This is a genomic window from Mediterraneibacter catenae, assembly GCF_008691045.1.
Lineage (GTDB): Bacteria > Bacillota > Clostridia > Lachnospirales > Lachnospiraceae > Mediterraneibacter > Mediterraneibacter ornithocaccae.
On the sequence record NZ_VMSO01000006.1, the window covers coordinates 81,365 to 97,734 of the forward strand.

The 16,370-nt window shown below is 48.6% G+C and carries 19 protein-coding genes, 1 tRNA gene and 1 pseudogene; 1 reads left to right on the top strand and 20 read right to left on the bottom strand.

The window, feature by feature from the left end; genetic code table 11:
- Positions 1-3 precede the first annotated feature (3 nt).
- The 15 genes and pseudogenes from FNY66_RS06400 to FNY66_RS06475 form a co-directional block, all read right to left on the bottom strand.
- Positions 4-657: a response regulator transcription factor gene (locus tag FNY66_RS06400; RefSeq protein WP_150310607.1), complete on the bottom strand. Its 654-nt coding sequence runs from the start codon at positions 655-657 to the stop codon at positions 4-6.
- A 282-nt stretch (positions 658-939) separates the two neighbouring features.
- Positions 940-1,010 (bottom strand) — tRNA-Trp (locus tag FNY66_RS06405).
- Between the two features lie 115 nt (positions 1,011-1,125).
- Positions 1,126-2,052: a hypothetical protein gene (locus FNY66_RS06410; protein WP_150310608.1), complete on the bottom strand. Its 927-nt coding sequence runs from the start codon at positions 2,050-2,052 to the stop codon at positions 1,126-1,128.
- Positions 2,027-2,254: a hypothetical protein gene (locus FNY66_RS15460; protein ID WP_190324801.1), complete on the bottom strand. Its 228-nt coding sequence runs from the start codon at positions 2,252-2,254 to the stop codon at positions 2,027-2,029. The genes FNY66_RS06410 and FNY66_RS15460 overlap by 26 nt, the downstream gene beginning before the upstream one ends.
- Positions 2,255-2,259: 5 nt before the next feature.
- A complete protein-coding gene (locus FNY66_RS06415) occupies positions 2,260-3,450 on the bottom strand; it encodes a phosphopentomutase (protein ID WP_150310609.1) in 1,191 nt (396 codons plus the stop codon).
- 39 nt (positions 3,451-3,489) lie between these two features.
- Complete coding sequence (locus tag FNY66_RS06420; RefSeq protein ID WP_229409459.1) at positions 3,490-4,011, bottom strand: nucleoside hydrolase; 522 nt, start codon at positions 4,009-4,011, stop codon at positions 3,490-3,492.
- 39 nt (positions 4,012-4,050) lie between these two features.
- Complete coding sequence (locus FNY66_RS06425; protein WP_150310611.1) at positions 4,051-4,791, bottom strand: GntR family transcriptional regulator; 741 nt, start codon at positions 4,789-4,791, stop codon at positions 4,051-4,053.
- A gap of 137 nt (positions 4,792-4,928) precedes the next feature.
- Positions 4,929-5,834: an ABC transporter permease gene (locus tag FNY66_RS06430; protein WP_150310612.1), complete on the bottom strand. Its 906-nt coding sequence runs from the start codon at positions 5,832-5,834 to the stop codon at positions 4,929-4,931.
- Positions 5,835-5,839: 5 nt separating this feature from the next.
- Complete coding sequence (locus tag FNY66_RS06435; RefSeq protein ID WP_150310613.1) at positions 5,840-6,871, bottom strand: ABC transporter permease; 1,032 nt, start codon at positions 6,869-6,871, stop codon at positions 5,840-5,842.
- A complete protein-coding gene (locus FNY66_RS06440; RefSeq protein WP_229409460.1) occupies positions 6,868-7,239 on the bottom strand; it encodes an ATP-binding cassette domain-containing protein in 372 nt (123 codons plus the stop codon). Before FNY66_RS06440 ends, FNY66_RS06435 begins: the two co-directional genes overlap by 4 nt.
- Before the next feature lie 144 nt (positions 7,240-7,383).
- Positions 7,384-8,013, bottom strand: a pseudogene (locus tag FNY66_RS06445) (DUF4368 domain-containing protein); the annotation flags it as partial.
- 49 nt (positions 8,014-8,062) lie between these two features.
- Complete coding sequence (locus FNY66_RS06450) at positions 8,063-8,461, bottom strand: plasmid mobilization protein (RefSeq protein ID WP_150310614.1); 399 nt, start codon at positions 8,459-8,461, stop codon at positions 8,063-8,065.
- A gap of 678 nt (positions 8,462-9,139) precedes the next feature.
- Entirely contained in the window at positions 9,140-9,337 is a 198-nt protein-coding gene (locus FNY66_RS06465; RefSeq protein ID WP_150310615.1) for a helix-turn-helix domain-containing protein, read from the bottom strand.
- Positions 9,334-9,756: a sigma-70 RNA polymerase sigma factor region 4 domain-containing protein gene (locus tag FNY66_RS06470; protein WP_150310616.1), complete on the bottom strand. Its 423-nt coding sequence runs from the start codon at positions 9,754-9,756 to the stop codon at positions 9,334-9,336. The genes FNY66_RS06465 and FNY66_RS06470 overlap by 4 nt, the downstream gene beginning before the upstream one ends.
- 180 nt (positions 9,757-9,936) lie before the next feature.
- On the bottom strand, positions 9,937-10,482 hold the full coding sequence (locus FNY66_RS06475) for a flavodoxin family protein (RefSeq protein WP_150310617.1): 546 nt from the start codon (positions 10,480-10,482) through the stop codon (positions 9,937-9,939).
- Between the two features lie 146 nt (positions 10,483-10,628).
- On the opposite strand from FNY66_RS06475, the gene FNY66_RS06480 reads away from it, so the two are divergent.
- On the top strand, positions 10,629-10,961 hold the full coding sequence (locus FNY66_RS06480; RefSeq protein WP_150310618.1) for a winged helix-turn-helix transcriptional regulator: 333 nt from the start codon (positions 10,629-10,631) through the stop codon (positions 10,959-10,961).
- Positions 10,962-11,037: 76 nt separating this feature from the next.
- Here FNY66_RS06480 and FNY66_RS06485 read toward each other — a convergent pair whose 3' ends face one another.
- The 5 genes from FNY66_RS06485 to FNY66_RS06505 form a co-directional block, all read right to left on the bottom strand.
- Positions 11,038-11,628, bottom strand: coding sequence for a DUF1349 domain-containing protein (locus FNY66_RS06485; RefSeq protein ID WP_150310619.1), 591 nt, complete (start codon positions 11,626-11,628; stop codon positions 11,038-11,040).
- Between the two features lie 165 nt (positions 11,629-11,793).
- Positions 11,794-12,066, bottom strand: a complete 273-nt coding sequence (locus FNY66_RS06490) for a hypothetical protein (protein WP_229409461.1) — start codon at positions 12,064-12,066, stop codon at positions 11,794-11,796.
- Between the two features lie 15 nt (positions 12,067-12,081).
- On the bottom strand, positions 12,082-13,116 hold the full coding sequence (locus FNY66_RS06495; protein WP_150310620.1) for a BMP family lipoprotein: 1,035 nt from the start codon (positions 13,114-13,116) through the stop codon (positions 12,082-12,084).
- A 232-nt stretch (positions 13,117-13,348) separates the two neighbouring features.
- Positions 13,349-14,296 (bottom strand): DNA/RNA non-specific endonuclease, encoded by a 948-nt coding sequence (locus FNY66_RS06500; protein ID WP_150310621.1) that lies wholly within the window; start codon positions 14,294-14,296, stop codon positions 13,349-13,351.
- 52 nt (positions 14,297-14,348) lie between these two features.
- Positions 14,349-16,346, bottom strand: coding sequence for a beta-glucosidase family protein (locus tag FNY66_RS06505; RefSeq protein WP_150310622.1), 1,998 nt, complete (start codon positions 16,344-16,346; stop codon positions 14,349-14,351).
- Positions 16,347-16,370: the final 24 nt, after the last annotated feature.

Here is a 16,370-nt window from a genome sequence, read left to right on the forward strand (position 1 = left end):
GTTTTATTCCCCCATTCGGTAGCCCAGGCCGAAAACATTTCTGATATGTGACTGCTCACTTCCCAGCTTTTTCTTCAGCCGGCTGATCGTAACGCTTAATGTATTTTCCTCCACAAACTCTCCGTCAATACCCCAGATCCGGTCCAGAATGTTCTCCTTTGTCAACACCTGATCCTGATTAGCCATAAAAAGCTCGAGCAATTGATATTCCTTCGCTGTCAAAGAGATTTCTTCATCGTCAGAAAACACCTGCTTTTTCTCCGGATACAGGGTGATGTCTCCGCAGGTAAGGACAGAGCCCTCTCTATTTCTCTTAAGCACCACTTCGATTCGTTTCAAAAGCACCTTCATGGAAAAGGGCTTTACCACATAATCATCCGCCCCGGTGTCAAAAGCCGCCAGCATATCTTGTTCCTCATCTCTGGCGGTCAGAAAAATCGCCGGTACATCTTTTTCGGCTTTTAGTTCCCGATATAATTTCAATCCATCTCCGTCCGGAAGTCCGATGTCGATCAGGAACAAATCGATGCGGTCAGCAGACAGAGCCAGTGCTTCCTTACGGGAATGCGCGCAGGTTGTGTCATATCCCTTGTCTGTCAGCATTTTGTTCAGCGCCTGATTTAAAAGGCGGTCATCTTCTATAATTCCTATCATCATAATTTCAAATTCCTCACTCCGGTCACTTATAAGTCTGATTATACTTCTATATTAGTAGAATGACCTCTTTTTTCCCTCGTCGTTTTGATAAAAAATCGGATAGGGGAAGCTTTCTTCCCCTATCCGATAACCGCGATACCTCGCTCATCTCACGGCATTGCCGCTCGATGACCGTTGCCCGTCGGATGCCCGCTCGTGCAAGCACGGCGGTCGCCCTCCGGGCGTATCGCACAAAAGCCTTAAAAGCAGCGATTTTACGCTGCTTCCAAGGCTTTTCAATAGCAGGGGATGAGAGAATCGAACTCCCACCAAAGGTTTTGGAGACCCCTATCATACCATTTGACCAATCCCCTGTATCGTGGCCCGCTCTCCGCAAGCCACTTGTATAGTATACTGTGAGAAATATCATTTGTCAAGAATTTTTCTTTCTTTTTGAGTATAAAAATAATCCCTTTTCTGGAATTATATTTATTCGATATTTTTTAGTATCCTTCGAATAGTCTCTTCATCTTCTTCCAGCTCATCAGCGATTTCTCCAACCGATTTGCCTTTGGCAAGCTTCTTCTTTACCTGCTGACTAAGATGTTTTTCTATTCCTTTTTCTATTCCTTTTTCAATCCCAAGTTCTTCCACATAATCGCTCAGATTACACATTTGGTTCAACTCCTCTCCCATATCATTTTCCATCGGTATGTCAAATTCATGTTCCAACTGATATATCTTCACCCCGGTTTCAAGTCTCGGAGATAAAAGTATGCCGAGCATCTTCGTCAGACGATTGCCTTTCTCTGACTTAGGATTTAAACAGATCATGACAACAGAAATTTTATCATAAGTTTCTTTTTCATCCGGAATTCCCGGGATGGCATCACTTTTTTGGATATTATAATACGAAATAGCATTTCCAATATAATCCGGTGCGTTCATACATATCCATATGCTGTATACCTTACGGATGTTATCATAATCTCTGCCGGTAAATTCGGTTCCTTTCTGCGATGAAAGCATCCGCGCCCCATAAAATATTCCTCTCGTTATAAGCGAATATCCAGGGCGGAATTCTTTCTGGGCCTCCACATTAATGATCAGCTTGATTCTTTGTTTCTGGCGGGCATAGTATATGGAAAACCTGATATCGTAATACAATTCTCCCTCGCCTGGTACTGAATCTTCTTCTGATTCACCTATAATACGTTCTGATCCCGGTGTATTTGTTCTTCCGGGCAGGACGTTTACTTCTGACACCTGTACATCTGTACCAATACATTCTTTGATCTGACCAATATCCATATCCACAAATTCCTCTGCAACATATTTCAGTATCCATGCAAGAATAATTTTGTTGGCCAGAATTCGTTTACAGTATGTATCATACTGGCTTTTTCCTTTCTTCATTATATAGGATGTCACTGCAAGTTACAAGCGGTTGATTTTCGCCTCCGGATTGCTGAGGCAAAGAACTAACTACCAGAATCTCTGGCGGCTTAAGATATGGCGATGAGCCTGCGGATGAATCGCATTCACCTGCAGGCTGCCCAAACTTTATCAAAACTCTGTAATTTATAAATCCGATTTTTTCAAAGTTGCTTTCTTCCACACGGACTACCTCAGTTTCTCCATCAGTGATTCTCCGATCGTTCCCTCCGGCATCTTCACGCCGAAGTTATCCGCTACTGTCGCGCCGATCACAGCGAATGTATCCGTCTCCGGGAGTTCACCGTTTCCGCTCATAGACGGGGAATATGCGAGGAACGGCACTTTTTCTCTTGTGTGGTCTGTTCCTGTATAGGTCGGATCATTCCCGTGGTCTGCCGTGATGATCAGCAGGTCATCGTCTTTCAGAAGCGGCAGGAGATTCCCGAGATTTACATCGAACTTCTCGATTTCTTCCGCATAGCCCTGGGGATTTCTTCTGTGTCCCCACAGCGCATCGAAGTCTACCAGATTGACAAAGCACAGACCGTGGAAATCTTGCTGCGCCAGCTCGATCGTCTGCTCCATCCCGTGAACAGAACTTTTGGACTTATACGCCCCGGTGATGCCCTCGCCGTCGAAGATATCCCGGATCTTTCCTACCGAGATCACGTCCAGCCCGGCGTCCTGCAGAGCGTTGAGAGCGGTCTTTCCAAAGGGCTTCAGGGCGTAGTCGTGACGGTTGCTTGTACGCTTAAACCCGCCTTTTTTCTTTCCCACATAAGGGCGGGCGATGACGCGTCCCACACGCCATTCATCTTTCATAGTGATCTCTCTTGCAATCTCACAGCAGCGGTACAGTTCATCCAGACCAAACGTCTCTTCATTTCCGCAGATCTGCAGGACAGAATCCGCAGACGTATAGACGATCATATGCCCTGTGGCGATCTCCTCCTCGCCGAGTTCATCTAAGATCTCCGTTCCGCTGGCACTCTTGTTTCCGATCACTTTGTGTCCTGTCCGTTTCTCCAGCTCTGCGATCAGCTCCGGCGGGAACCCGTGCTCTGTAAATGTCTTAAACGGCTTTGTGACTTCAAGCCCCATCATTTCCCAGTGGCCTGTCATCGTATCCTTGCCCCGGCTCTTCTCATTCAGCTTTCCGTAATACCCAAGGCTCTTCTCCACCGGATCTACCTGTTTTAAAGGCGTCAAGTTCGCCATGCCCATTTTCTGAAGATTAGGCATGTAGAAACTGTCCACCGACTGTGAGATATGCCCCAGTGTATTAACGCCCACATCCCCGAATTCCGAGGAATCCGACATAGCTCCCACGCCGAGGGAATCCATGACAATGACAAATATTCTCTTATATTTCTCCATACTCAGCCCTTCCTTTCCGGAATTTCTTTCCTGCAGCTTCTATACAGTTTTATTGCTCTCCTCTTCCCAGAACGCAGACAGGAATTCTCTTATAGCTCTGTCTGCATCCGCCTCCACAGCAAAATGGATATCACCGCCGGGAATGGGATGTTCTCTCAGATCTGTAACGATCATTCCTCTCGTATACGTTCCCTCACACTCTACTCTCGCTCTCCTCGTCTCTGTCCGCAGGATGCCTGTTGTTCCGGCGTACATCGCCGCCAGAGGATCATGAAGCGGACAGTCGTCTATACAGTAGTTCTGCATCTGGTTGCCGTACCAGTAATATTCCAGCGCCCGGTTTAAAAAACTCACGGCCTTTGCAGCCCGGGCGCTCCTGCGCCGGTTCAGCCATTCCATATGCTCCCGTTTCAAGCGGACCTTCATAGTAACGTCCAGTCCCACTGCCGTAACATCCATTCCCGACAGAAACACTTTATCGCATGCCTCCGGGTCCCCGGTCACATTTGCTTCTCCCATAGGCGACACATTTCCCCTCATGGCAATCGTGCCGCCCATCATGACCATCCTCCAATCCGGGTACAGTTATTCGCACCTTTTTCATTTGTTTTTCCTCCTCAGACTTAGTTCATAGAGATCTGCCGTCATATATAATTTCTGTGATAATACAGGGGTGTCGTACTGGGTATAAAGTTCTTCTTCAAGGGTCAGAATCGCTTCCTCTTCCGGAATTTCCAGTATGTTCGCAAGCCGTTCTCTCGCCTTCCTCATACGGAGTTTTGTATCACTGTAGATTCCCGATGAGTTAAGTACTTTCATATAATATTCGTACACACTGTCCGTATTCTCCAGATCCACATTGCTTTTCTCAAGAATAGCGTAAGGCATATAAACCATTGCAAATCCCACCGGCATCTTCTGACTGTAGTATGTGATATCAATTACAGCCACAATGCTCGAAGGTCTGAGTTTCAATACTTCCTGATGCTTCTGTGTGGCCGGCTGAAAACCGATCGTCAGCACCTTTTCATCAACAGGCTGAAGACAGAACTCGATGATCGGATTTCCGATCTTCTCCAGCCCTCCTGCTGTCACGTCATGATTGGAAAGGACAATATTACCTTTTCCCTGATGGTTGCTGATCAGGCCGTCCTCCTGAAGGAGAAGCATTGCCTGCCGCAGTGTCCCCCTGCTCACCTTGAACTGTTCTGCCAGGATATTTTCGCCCGGCAGCTTGTCGCCGGGTTTATATTTTCCTTCTTTCAGCCACTGTGTGATCGTCTCGTAAACAGATACGTATAAAGGTATTTTTACGTTTTTTTCTTTGATAATATTGTCCATACAGGTATATTCTCCTTCCACTAATCACAGGATACTGCAGTTCATTCCCCGATTATCCTGATCTGGTATAAACCGCAGATTTTATCAGGTGTACAAGTAATTTTTACTTGTACACCAACCTTATGATTAGTATAAGGCTAATCCACCAGTTTGCCAAGTGCTTCCGGCCCTTTTACTCTCTTGCCTACAAACAGCAGAATCAGGAGCGTGACCACATACGGAAGCATCTGGACGATCTGTGACGGGATCTCGAAGTCCGTCAGATAGAATCTTGCTGCCTGTGCCACGGCAAATACCATACCTGCCCCCAGTGAGCCGATGGGATTCCAGCCGCCGAAGATATTTGCCGCCAGCCCCATGAAACCACGCCCGGATACCATATCTGTAACAAACAGGTTGTTCTGTGCAAGTGACAGATAAGATCCTGCAAGTCCTGCGATAGCTCCTGCCGCCATCATGGCAGTATAGCGGTAACGATTGACCGGGACACCACAGGTCTGTACAGCATAAGGCTGATCGCCGATAGCACGGTAACGCAGACCGTATTTTGTCCGGTAGAACAGGATCCATGTAGCCGCTACGATCAGGATCATCAAATACAGGTACGGCGACTGCTCATAGAACAGAGCCCCGATCACCGGGATCTTCGACAGACCGGGTACGGTAAAACCTGAAAACGCGTCCACAGAATCAGACATTCCTTCCGTGTGCCAGATGGCTTTTAACATGACCGCCGTAATACCGCTGGCAAAGAGATTGATCCCGACTCCGACTACAGACTGCTGTGCTTTCCATTTCAGACAGAACAATGCGTAGAGCCAGCCGACAAGAGCTCCGGCAAGGACAGAAAGCACTGCGCCGGCAAATGCGGAGCCGGTAAAGAAAGAACCAGCCACACCGGCAAATGCGCCGATCAGCATGAGGCCCTCCACACCCAGCAGGATGATACCGCCGCGCTCCGCGATCGTCCCGCAGAGTGCGCCAAGAACGATAGGTACCGACAACTGCAGCATAAGCGCAAGAAAATTATTAATATCTGCCATTATGATCACCCTCTCTTTCTCTTCTTATTCCATTTGATCAGTTCCGGAGCCGCCACCAGAAGGATGACAAGACTCTGGACTACTGTTACCATGTTGGTAGATACGTCGGTCACACGGCTCATACGCAGTGCGCCCATGTCCATGATGCCGAACAGAAGCGCTGTAAGCAGTACGCCCGCCGGATGGTTGCGGCCGAGGATCGCTACCGCGATTCCCGTAAATCCGAATGACGGGGAGAAGCCTTCGATAAATCTGTGGTACTTGCCGAATACTTCCGTGATTCCCGCAAGGGCTGCCAGCCCGCCGCTCAGGACCATTGCCATGATCATGTAAGTTTTCACCCGGATACCCGCCGTGCCTGCCGCCGACGGGTTCACGCCTACCGCACGAAGCTGGTATCCCACGGAGGTCTTCCATAAGAAGATATACATAAGAACCGCAACTGCGATCAGGATAAAAAGCGCTGTCGTAAGCTGTGTCTGGGGGATCAGTCTTCCCAGCCATGCACTCTCCGGGAGCACTTCTGTCTGTGCAGTGGAGCCGTCCGACTTGACCGGTCCGTTTACAAGCCATGAGGTAAACAGCGTACAGATATAGTTCAGCATGATCGCCACGATCACTTCATTTGTATTGAGTCTCGCTTTAAAGAATCCCGGGATGCCGCCCACGATCATCCCCGCAAAGATACCTGCAATGATACTTACGATCAGCACGATGGGCGCCGGGAAAGAGGACAGGCTCAAAGCAGTCAGGACGGCTGCCATAGCCCCTGCATGGAGCTGTCCTTCCGCTCCGATATTGAGCATGCCGCAGCGGAAGCCAAGTGCCACCGCCAGTCCGGTAAATGCCAGCGGAATACTTTTACTGATCGTGTTTGCTATAGATTTCGGGCTCCCCAGCGCTCCCTTTAAGAGAGCTCCGTACGCTTCAATGGGGGACTCGCCTGACAGCAGGATAAACAGAGCGCCGACCAGAATGGCGATTCCGATGGCTGCCAGAGATTTCTTCAGTTCACTCATCTGTTCCCATTTCTTCATGAGTTCTTACCTCCCGCACTTTTTCCTGTCATAAACAGTCCGATTTCTTCTTTTGTATATTCTCCGTTCTCAAACAGGGCGCTCACTCTTCCTTCATAGAGCACTGCGATCCGGTCGCTTAAGTTCATGATATCCGAAAGCTCTGCTGATATAAGAAGGATAGCTTTCCCCTGTTCTTTGAGCTCGAGCAGTGTCCGGTGCACCTTCTCGATAGCTCCGATATCCAGGCCTCTCACCGGCTGCGCCACAAGCATGAATGCCGGATCATGGCTTGTCTCTCTTCCGAGGATGATCTTCTGCTGGTTTCCGCCCGAGAGCTGTCCGATGGGCTGATCCAGTCCCGCCAGCTTTGTTTCGAACCGTTCCACCTGTTCCTGCGCGTCCTTTTGCAGATTTGCATAATTGATAAAACCGTGGCTGTTTACTGATGTGCGATAAAGAAGTAATAGAAGTGTAAAAAATTTTGCCGTTCCTATCCGGCACTTGCGCATTGTGTCGGATAGGTCGGGCGGTTATTCTGGCAAGTCAATCTTGCCGACAAAGCTGTAATAAATCTCAATGTCCTGTCTGCGGGTGCCGTTCTCGTCATAGCTGCACTCATGCACGACGATTTTCTCAATCATTTCCCGCAAGAGGGTGGGGGTCAATTCCTCAAAGGCAAGGTGCTTTCGGACGATACCCATAAACTTTTCCACGTTGACGGTGGCGGCCTGCGACTTGTCCAGTTCGGCCTGCAAAGCGGCGGCGCGGTCTTTCAGTTCCCGCTGTTCCTGCTCATAGTCTGCCGACAGTTCCATGAAACGCTCGTCGCTGATTTTGCCGTTCACATTGTCCTCATACAGCCGCTTGATAATGCGGCTCACTTCGGAAATACGCTCCTGCGCCTGTTCAAGCTGCTTGGTGGCTGCGGCGGTCTTTCTCTTGCCGCCGATCTCGTTCTGCTGGATAAGCAGCTTCACAAAGCGGCTCTCATGCTTGGCGGCGTATTCGGTCACCTGCCGGAGATTGGAGAGGACACCGGCGGTCAACAGGTCGGTACGGATAAAGTGCGCCGTACAGTCGCGGGTGCGCTTCTTGTAGCTGCCGCAGATGTAACAGTCCTGCTTGCGGTTCTTGTTCTGATACCGCTGCTGGTACATCACATCATGCTCAAAAAGCAGGTATTGTTCGGCGGCTCCGTAGTCGGCGTTTTTAGAGTTGATATGTTTGAGTGTTGCCAACCGCGTCACCTACTTTCTTGAGGACTTCATACTTGAGGGCGGCAAGGTCGGCTATGGCGGCGCGTACCTCGCCGGAGAGCGCATTGTAGGGTGCGCCGTACTCGTTCAGATACCGGGCTATCTGGTTGAGGTTGCCGCCGATCCTGCCGTACTCGGCGGCCAGCTTCCCGACAGCGGAGAGCAGTTCGTCATTGACCGCCGACACATGGATAACGGAGCGTATGGTGGTGCGCCGTATCGCCTGCCGGAGAAATTCGGACTGGCTGATACCATAGGGCGCAAGCCGCGCTGTGAAGTCGGCATATTCATCTTCGGACAGCCGGGTTTTCACAACGCGGCTGCGGTGGGGTGTGTTGTATCGCTTCGGCATGGGCTGTAAACCTCCTTTCACTTATCACAAAAAATAGGCTGGTCTGTTAGGTATTTCCGGGGCAGTTCTCGCAAAAAACGGCCTGCCGGACGGAAATCTTTTTGCGGCGCAAGCCGCCATAGCAGGGTTTGGGGAAGGCACTCCCCAACAAGTTTCCCGCGAGGGCCAAAACCGCAGAATTGCGGATTTTGGCACCGTGGTAGAAACTTGCTCTGTAACTGCCGCAGACTGCCCCCGTCTGTTTTTTCCGTACATAGAACGGACAGGGCGGGGCTTCCGGCTCGCTGTGTGCTATCTTTTTCTTCCGTCAATATGACGCCGGAACGGGGCTTTGCTGCCCGCTGGACGGGGATTTTTCAAAATTTCTTTTGCCTTAGTAATCCGGGCAACAGGATTTTGGCAACCGGCGGGGCAGAGAAATTTTCCTTTCACTCCCTACACCACCGCGTTTTGAAATTTGCCAAACGAAACGGGAAATTTTCTCTTTGCTTCCTACTACGGACAAAAATCAAAAATGCCAAACACCGGGGCAGGAAAATTTCTCTCTCACTTACTACTACAATCCGAACAGAGCAAAATGGCCGGGAACGGAGCCGGACAACAAAAAAAGCAGCAAATCTTTTTCAGACTTACTGCTTTCGCTGGCCGCCGGTGACGGCTGGTATTCAGTTTTAGGGCTTATCGGTCAAAGCGAAATTTGAACAGGGCGGCAATTAGCTTCTGCTTCACATATTCCTCAACCTCGGCGTTGACTTTCCCGTGTACTTTGGAGCAGTAGCGGATATATCCGGCGTAGTGGGAAAGAACGGTGTCGATTGCGTCCGGGTCGCCCTTATGCGCCTTGACGATTGTTTCATAGGGGAGAAGTTTACTCATAGCGTTTTCCCTCCCTCCATAAGCCGCCGGAGCCGCTTCAAGGCAAGCTGGATATGCCGCCCCGCTGTGCTGCGTGTCCGGCCAATATGTACGCCGATCACGCGCTGCGGCTGGCGTAGGAAATAGTAGCGGAAAATTTCTTCCTGTGCCTGCTCCGGCAAGAGTGCAAGGGCGGCGGCAAGCTCCGCATGATACAGAACGGCGGTCTGGCCGCAGGCGTTAAAAAGATATTCTTCAAGCTGTTCCGGTTCGGCAAACTGGACAAACTTCTCATTCATCAGATAGTCAAGGGAAACTTCCCGTTCCCACCTCCGGCGCAACTTCAAGATTATATCTATGGCGGCGTGACGAATGACAATTTTGCAAAAGGCATTGAAGGTGTACTGGATATGCACCTTGTAGGCTTCATCTTCGGTCATGGAAACTCCCCCTCTCTGAATAATAGTACGGGGCGGCAGCACTTCTTGCTGTCGCCCCTTGATTGCCTGTCTGCAAAGGCGGGCGGGGCTGTCAACGGCGGCGCGTTTCATCTTGACCGTTGACTGGCTCGGCTGGCTTTGCTATTTCTGAACAGTGCAGAAAGTTTTTCTCATATGATATTAAAACTTATCAGCTAAAGCTGCCGCCTGCACACACCCATCTGTCTTGTCAATATCGCCTGTATTTACAACTGCCGGAATCATTACTGCACCAATCATTTTCCATTTCAATAATGCAGCAGACCGTTCAATAGGATTCCGAATACCGTCCATAACAGATTTATCATCTTCCTCGCAACAAGTAATGATGGCACACTCTTTTCCAGAAATATCTACTTCTGCATGATAGAATGAGAATAGCTTATCAATGACCGCCTTTATCTGTGACGGAATCGTGTACCAGTAAACCGGCATAGAAAAAACAACAGCGTCGGCTTCCTGAATAGCTGGGGCAATCACATTGAAATCATCATCAAACGAACAGGCTTTTCCTGTCTTGAAGCAAGTTTCGCAGGCATGACAACCGCTTACACTCATCATAGCAGCGTCAAACCGCTTTACCGTATGCCCTTTTTTTTCCGCCGCCTGGATAAAAGCCTCTGTCATTGCAAAACTGTTTCCTTTTTTGCGGGGGCTACCTGTGATTACAACAATTTTTTTGCTCATAAAATTTGTCCTCCTTATGATAGCGGGATTGACTTTTCCCTCTTTTGATATTATCATAATAACAAGAATGGGATAGAAATCAAGTACGCACAATTAAGTGCGATACCAAAATCAGAGTAATATACTTACGAAAAGGAAAGTGTAAAATGAGCGAACGCAATATTTCAAATGAGTGCTTTAGAAGTACGGGATTTAGTTATACTTTATCTTTGATTAACGGAAAATACAAAATGACGATACTCTATGTTCTGGCCGAATTTGGAGTTGTACGTTTCAATGAGATGAAAAAATACATTGATGAAATTTCCTACAAAACATTAAGCTCTACCTTGAAAGAATTAGAAGCAGATAAATTAGTCCATAGAGAAGAATATCCGCAAATTCCCCCAAAAGTCGAATACAGCCTTACAGAACGCGGAAAATCACTTATTCCTATACTGGAAACAATGTGCGATTGGGGAGAAGAAAACAGATTGTAAAAAGCAGACTGAAATCTGAAACGGTTTCGGTCTGCTTCTTCATTGCCTTTCGCTTGTGATAGCGGCATATAATTATTTATTGGCCCATACGGATATTTTTTACTGTTTTCTGCTCAAATGTGAGGTCTGAATAAACTCGGTTTCCTCCGTTTCCAACAGGCGCTTGTGCAAGAAGTCCTACTTTTACAGTGTTACTCACAGGAAGATTGAAGAACCTCATCATGTAAAAATTCTTTCCGTCAACGGAATAATGAAACGCAAAAGAGTTTCCACATCTGCACACCTGCAACCATGCTGTGTTACCGTCAATATTACACCCGTTTGCGTCGTCTGATTCTCCATTTCGTGCGATAACGCTGACTGCGGCGTGTGTTCCAAAGTCCGTCATTTCAAAGCACGCTTTCGCCCAGTTTTTCATGTCCTGCATTACCATAATGGAAGCAGAATCATAGGTATCTTTAAAGTCGTGTGATACCTTTACTCTCATTACAAAATCGCCTGTAATCTCTGTGTAATAAAACGGAGCGTTGCACAAAGATTCCGGTGTAATTCCTTCTTCTCCGATTGTGCCGTTGTTAAAGAAGAAATCGCTTTGTGCGGGAGCAAATATTTCTATCTTGTCCCCATCTTTTTTTACCTGTCCCTCATTTAACCATTTGAAATCCATAGAGACATCCTCCTTGTTGAAAAGTACAAGTTTATCATAGTTCCATAGACAGCCTTTGTAAAGTACGCACTTTATCGTAAGATACTTACCTCAAAGTAATAAATTGAAAAGTAGCTCAATATTCGGAATAGAGGGGCTGCTGTCTATAAATTCTTGTGTGTTACTTTATGGCACATGAGCATTATACCGGGGCTTGTCCTGGTATCCGAGGAGAAAGTTCTCCGCAATTGAGAAATCCGCTATCATGGCGTTTTTGTGACGGTCTGAAGGAATATATCCGATTCCCAGTTTCTTTCGCTCTTTTACCGACATCTTCCGCGCTTCTGTCCCGTTGATGATCAGAGATCCCTCTTTCATCTTTTTATTCCCGACGATCAGGGATTCCAGCTCCTGCTGCCCGTTCCCGTCCACGCCTGCAATCCCGAGGATATCTGTCACCTCTCTTCCTTTGTATCAGTCCAGTTCATTCGGTACTTCGATCTCTCCCGAAATGATTTCTTCGCGGATCTCATCCAGACGGGAGATGATATCGTCCGGCACTTTGATATTGCTCCCTTCCACTGTGTAGTCCACACCGCCGTCGCTTAATCCGAGCAACTGATTTTCTCCCGTATAAGTGTCATTCACTACGCTCGCTATCGCTTCATACGCACAGGTATCCAGCTTCTTGAGCATACTTGCCATGATATAGTCCGGCGCGATATTGTTCTGGTTTAAGTTCACGCCGATGGCTGCGAAGCCTTTCTCCTCTGCCGCCTGGAAAACGCCCATTCCCGATGCACCCGCCGCATGGAAGATCACGTCCGCTCCTTTCTCATTAAACGTATTGGCGATGGTCTTGGCTGTGGTCGGATCATTAAAACTTCCGGCGTAATCGATCAGTACATTGATATCCGGATCCACGTACTCCGCGCCTGCCCTGTAGCCTGCTGCAAACTCATTGATCAGCGGGTTGTCCACACCTCCGATGAATCCGATAGTATCGCCGTCTGAGAGCTTGCCGTCAATCTGCTCCTGTTTCGCAAGGACTGCCAGCGCTCCCACCATGAAGCTTCCCTCCTGAGCCTTACAGGAGTAGGACGCTACATTCGGGAGATCGGAGGTCGCATCGAGAAGCGCAAATTTCTGGTCTGTGTAAACAGACGCAACATTTTCCAGTGCATCCACCTGTTCATCACCTACACAGATGATAAGATCATACTCTTCCGAGGACGCCATCTCATCCTGAATGATCTCCTCGTCTGCCACGGATTTTGGCTCTACCTGGTCATATGTAATACCAAAATCCTCTGCTGCTTTTCTCACCCCTTCAAGGTCAAGGTCATTGAACGAATTTCCTCCCAGTCCTGCCTGTGTGAAAATGATCCCGATGTGAGGCGCCCCCGGGGTTCCCTCTTCCTCATCGCCGCCCGCGGCGCATCCTGCCATGGACGCTGTGAGACAGACCGCCATGGAGACAGCAGCGATCCGCTTCAATTGTTTCTTCATTTTTCTCCTCCTTTTTCAGTTTGTTGTACCTTTTCTTTTTACTTGTTGTACAAGTTAATTTATATATAGCTCAAGTTGTTAAATATGTAAAGCATTCGCCAGATGTAAGAAATATTTTCATGAATTGTGCATAAATAGTCAATAGCTGTTTTGTATGGTATTACTAAAACAAAAAATCGGAGGGAACCCACAAACTAGTGGAATTCTCTCCGATTATCTTTTTTTACTGAGATCATGGTTTACAGCGTCCGCACGGTTCGTATCCGTCCTCAATCAATTCATCCCGTGTTCCCGTAAACTCTCTTTTATTTTTCTTTTTTATATCGTCCGCACCGGAACAGCCCGGATCATGAAACTTTTTTGTGTTTTCATTTAAAATGTATGTCTGCCCGTTCTCATCTCCGCCGGTCTTTATATCAGATATTTCTATATCGGCTGCTTCTTCGCTCTCCCAGTTTTCTCCCGTGGCGTAATTGATCGTGATCTGCGGCTGTACATTATATACATATACATTGAAACAGATTCCGGCTCCGTTATCTTCCACGGACTCGGCTTCCATCTGCACGCCCGAAGCGACAAGATCCTCTCCCTCAAAAATCGGCGTCACCCGGTACAATACATGATTGTCCGTCTCATGGATATAATCGGCTACCATATTTTCAAAGGGGAGCATCCCCTCCGTGTTCATGTACCGGGTTCCTGTAATAAGGTTTTCCTCATTGGCATTCTCTCCGGTAAGCTGGAAGCCGATCAGATGACAGCGGTTATAGACATAACCGCCCTCCACGCTGTCATACTTCTCGTTTACCCACCCGGACGGCTTTACCTCGCTGATGCCCTCCCTGTCTTCTGTGGGCATTGTCTCTTCGCCTACGCAGGCCTGCGCCTCGCCGCATCTTCCCATCTCATCCAGTTCACTGTACTCTTCAAAAGGCACTGTCGTAAGTTCGTAGTCCTCAAACTCCGGCTGGTTGTCATTGATCTCCACATACGGCTCCCCGCTGTACTCCGGCACATCTTCCACTGTGTCGGCAGTCTGCACTGAGGAGCTGCTGTCTTCACTGATATCAGCAGTATCTCCACTGTACGCAGCACTCCCGTCCGGGCTGCCGCAGGCTGTCAGTGAGAAAGCCAGCAGCAGAGCACACCATATTGCCCGTATCTTTTTCCCTGTTTTCATCTTCGTCCTCCCCGTAAACAGATGTTCTGTACATCTGCTACTCTAGCACGAATCAAAAAACAGTACAAGTGCAAATCACTGTCCTGATATCTCTCGAAGAAGCCCCGATCCGGATCTCCATCTTCCTGCGGCACGGCTCAGCATGGATTTCGACCCGTTTCTTCTCGCCCGGCATAAGAGAGATTTTCTCAAAACCTTTCAATTCCTGCACCGGCTCATCGTTCTTTCTGCCCACAGGTGCGAAATAGACCTGAACTGTCTCTTTTCCGGCCGTTTTTCCCGTATTTTCCACAGTACAGTAAATCGTTGTCTCCTCTTCTGACGCATCTGCAGCCGCTTCGGAATATTGGAATGTGGTATAAGACAGTCCGTGCCCGAAACAAAACTGCGGTTCTACATGGAAGCTGTCATTATAGCGGTATCCCACAAATACGCCCTCTTTGTAGCTCACTTTATCCCCGCCGGGGAATTCACCCAGAACATGGGCAGAGCAGTCTGTGTGCCTCCTATAGAATGTCTCCGGGAGCTTTCCGGACGGATTAACTGCGCCGAAAAGCACCTCCGCAAGAGCCCTTCCGCCTTCAAGACCGGCATACCAGTTCCACACGACAGTGTCCGCCGAATCGATCCATTCTCCCATTTCCACCGGACTTCCGCCCGTAAGGACGATCACTGTCTTCGGATTCGCATTCAGGAGCTCTTTAATCAGAATATCCTGCTCATAGGGGAGTTTCATATCCGCACGGTCATTTCCTTCGCTGTCATGTTCATGATTCAGCCCGCCATTTTCCAGACTGGTCTCCTGCCAGTTTACTTCCGTATCTGACGGCTGCTCGTCGCGGATATACCCTTTCGCAAAGCGTACTTCCGCATTTCCGCCGAGCAGCGCGCATATTCCCATAAGGGGAGTCGTTTCGTACAGCGCCTTTATCTCTGCGCTTCCTCCGCCGGCAGCGTGCATACAGTCTGCATTTTCCCCGATGACAAGCAGCTTCTTTACTTTATCCGGATCGAGGGGCAGACGGGCATTCTCATTTTTCAGCAGTACTATAGATTCCCTCGCCACTTCAAGAGCCTTTTCTCTGTGCTCCGGTGTATTGTAACTGCCCCGTTTTCTCTTCTCCCTATCCATCATATGGAGACGGAACATGAGCATCAGGATACGGACCACTTTCTCATCCAGCACAGTCTCACTGATCTCACCATTTTTAATTTTCTCTTTCAGCGGCCGCGCCATATAATAATCATCAAAATCATCTGTCACGGACATTTCGATATCCTGCTGTGCTCCGGCGGCAAGCTCTGTATCATGTACTCCGCCCCAGTCTGATATCACCACGCCTTCATACTCCCATTCATCACGCAGGATCTCTTTCAGAAGATGTTCATTATAGTAACAGTGCTGTCCATTCAGTCTGTTATACGCCGCCATAATCGTGTATGAACCGCCTTTTTCCACCGCGTCATGAAAAGCCGGCAAATATATCTCACGAAGAGCTTTCTCATCCACTTCCACATCTACCCACAGGCGCTCAGTCTCCTGGTTATTTGCAGCAAAATGTTTCACGCAGGCTGCAACGTCCCAGTTCTGCACACCCCGGATAAAGGGCGCTGCAAGCTCTTTTGTAAGATACGGGTCTTCGCTGAAATATTCAAAATTTCTCCCGCACAGGGGACTTCTCTTAATATTCACTCCGGGGCCGAGGATAACATCTTTCCCCCGTCCTCTCGTTTCCTCTCCAAGTACAGAGCCTGTTTCGTATGCAAGTTCTCTGTTCCATGTAGATGCAAGCGCGCTGTTGCAGGGCAGATATGTTACATAGTCTCTCGAAGTTCCCTCCGGGATCCATGACGCCGCATGGAATTCCTGCCGCACCCCCATCGGGCCGTCTGACATCTTCAGCGGCGGGATGCCCAGCCGCTCCACTCCCTTTGTCTGGAAAAGCTGCGCTCCATGCACCATGCCGATCTTCTCGTCAAGCGTGAGTTTGCGCATCAGCTCTTCAGCGCGCGTCCTTAATTTCCTGCTCTCGGATTCGTAGATTGCCATAGCTGTATTCCCTCATTTCTTTTC

Excerpts from the sequence above, each read along its gene's own strand:
- FNY66_RS06400 (WP_150310607.1), bottom strand. The coding sequence starts at position 657 with ATGATGATAGGAATTATAGAAGATGACCGCCTTTTAAATCAGGCGCTG.
- FNY66_RS06410 (WP_150310608.1), bottom strand. The coding sequence starts at position 2,052 with ATGAAGAAAGGAAAAAGCCAGTATGATACATACTGTAAACGAATTCTG.
- FNY66_RS06415 (WP_150310609.1), bottom strand. The coding sequence starts at position 3,450 with ATGGAGAAATATAAGAGAATATTTGTCATTGTCATGGATTCCCTCGGC.
- FNY66_RS06420 (WP_229409459.1), bottom strand. The coding sequence starts at position 4,011 with ATGATGGGCGGCACGATTGCCATGAGGGGAAATGTGTCGCCTATGGGA.
- FNY66_RS06425 (WP_150310611.1), bottom strand. The coding sequence starts at position 4,791 with ATGGACAATATTATCAAAGAAAAAAACGTAAAAATACCTTTATACGTA.
- FNY66_RS06430 (WP_150310612.1), bottom strand. The coding sequence starts at position 5,834 with ATGGCAGATATTAATAATTTTCTTGCGCTTATGCTGCAGTTGTCGGTA.
- FNY66_RS06435 (WP_150310613.1), bottom strand. The coding sequence starts at position 6,871 with ATGAAGAAATGGGAACAGATGAGTGAACTGAAGAAATCTCTGGCAGCC.
- FNY66_RS06450 (WP_150310614.1), bottom strand. The coding sequence starts at position 8,461 with ATGCCGAAGCGATACAACACACCCCACCGCAGCCGCGTTGTGAAAACC.
- FNY66_RS06465 (WP_150310615.1), bottom strand. The coding sequence starts at position 9,337 with ATGAGTAAACTTCTCCCCTATGAAACAATCGTCAAGGCGCATAAGGGC.
- FNY66_RS06470 (WP_150310616.1), bottom strand. The coding sequence starts at position 9,756 with ATGACCGAAGATGAAGCCTACAAGGTGCATATCCAGTACACCTTCAAT.
- FNY66_RS06475 (WP_150310617.1), bottom strand. The coding sequence starts at position 10,482 with ATGAGCAAAAAAATTGTTGTAATCACAGGTAGCCCCCGCAAAAAAGGA.
- FNY66_RS06480 (WP_150310618.1), top strand. The coding sequence starts at position 10,629 with ATGAGCGAACGCAATATTTCAAATGAGTGCTTTAGAAGTACGGGATTT.
- FNY66_RS06485 (WP_150310619.1), bottom strand. The coding sequence starts at position 11,628 with ATGGATTTCAAATGGTTAAATGAGGGACAGGTAAAAAAAGATGGGGAC.
- FNY66_RS06495 (WP_150310620.1), bottom strand. The coding sequence starts at position 13,116 with ATGAAGAAACAATTGAAGCGGATCGCTGCTGTCTCCATGGCGGTCTGT.
- FNY66_RS06500 (WP_150310621.1), bottom strand. The coding sequence starts at position 14,296 with ATGAAAACAGGGAAAAAGATACGGGCAATATGGTGTGCTCTGCTGCTG.
- FNY66_RS06505 (WP_150310622.1), bottom strand. The coding sequence starts at position 16,346 with ATGGCAATCTACGAATCCGAGAGCAGGAAATTAAGGACGCGCGCTGAA.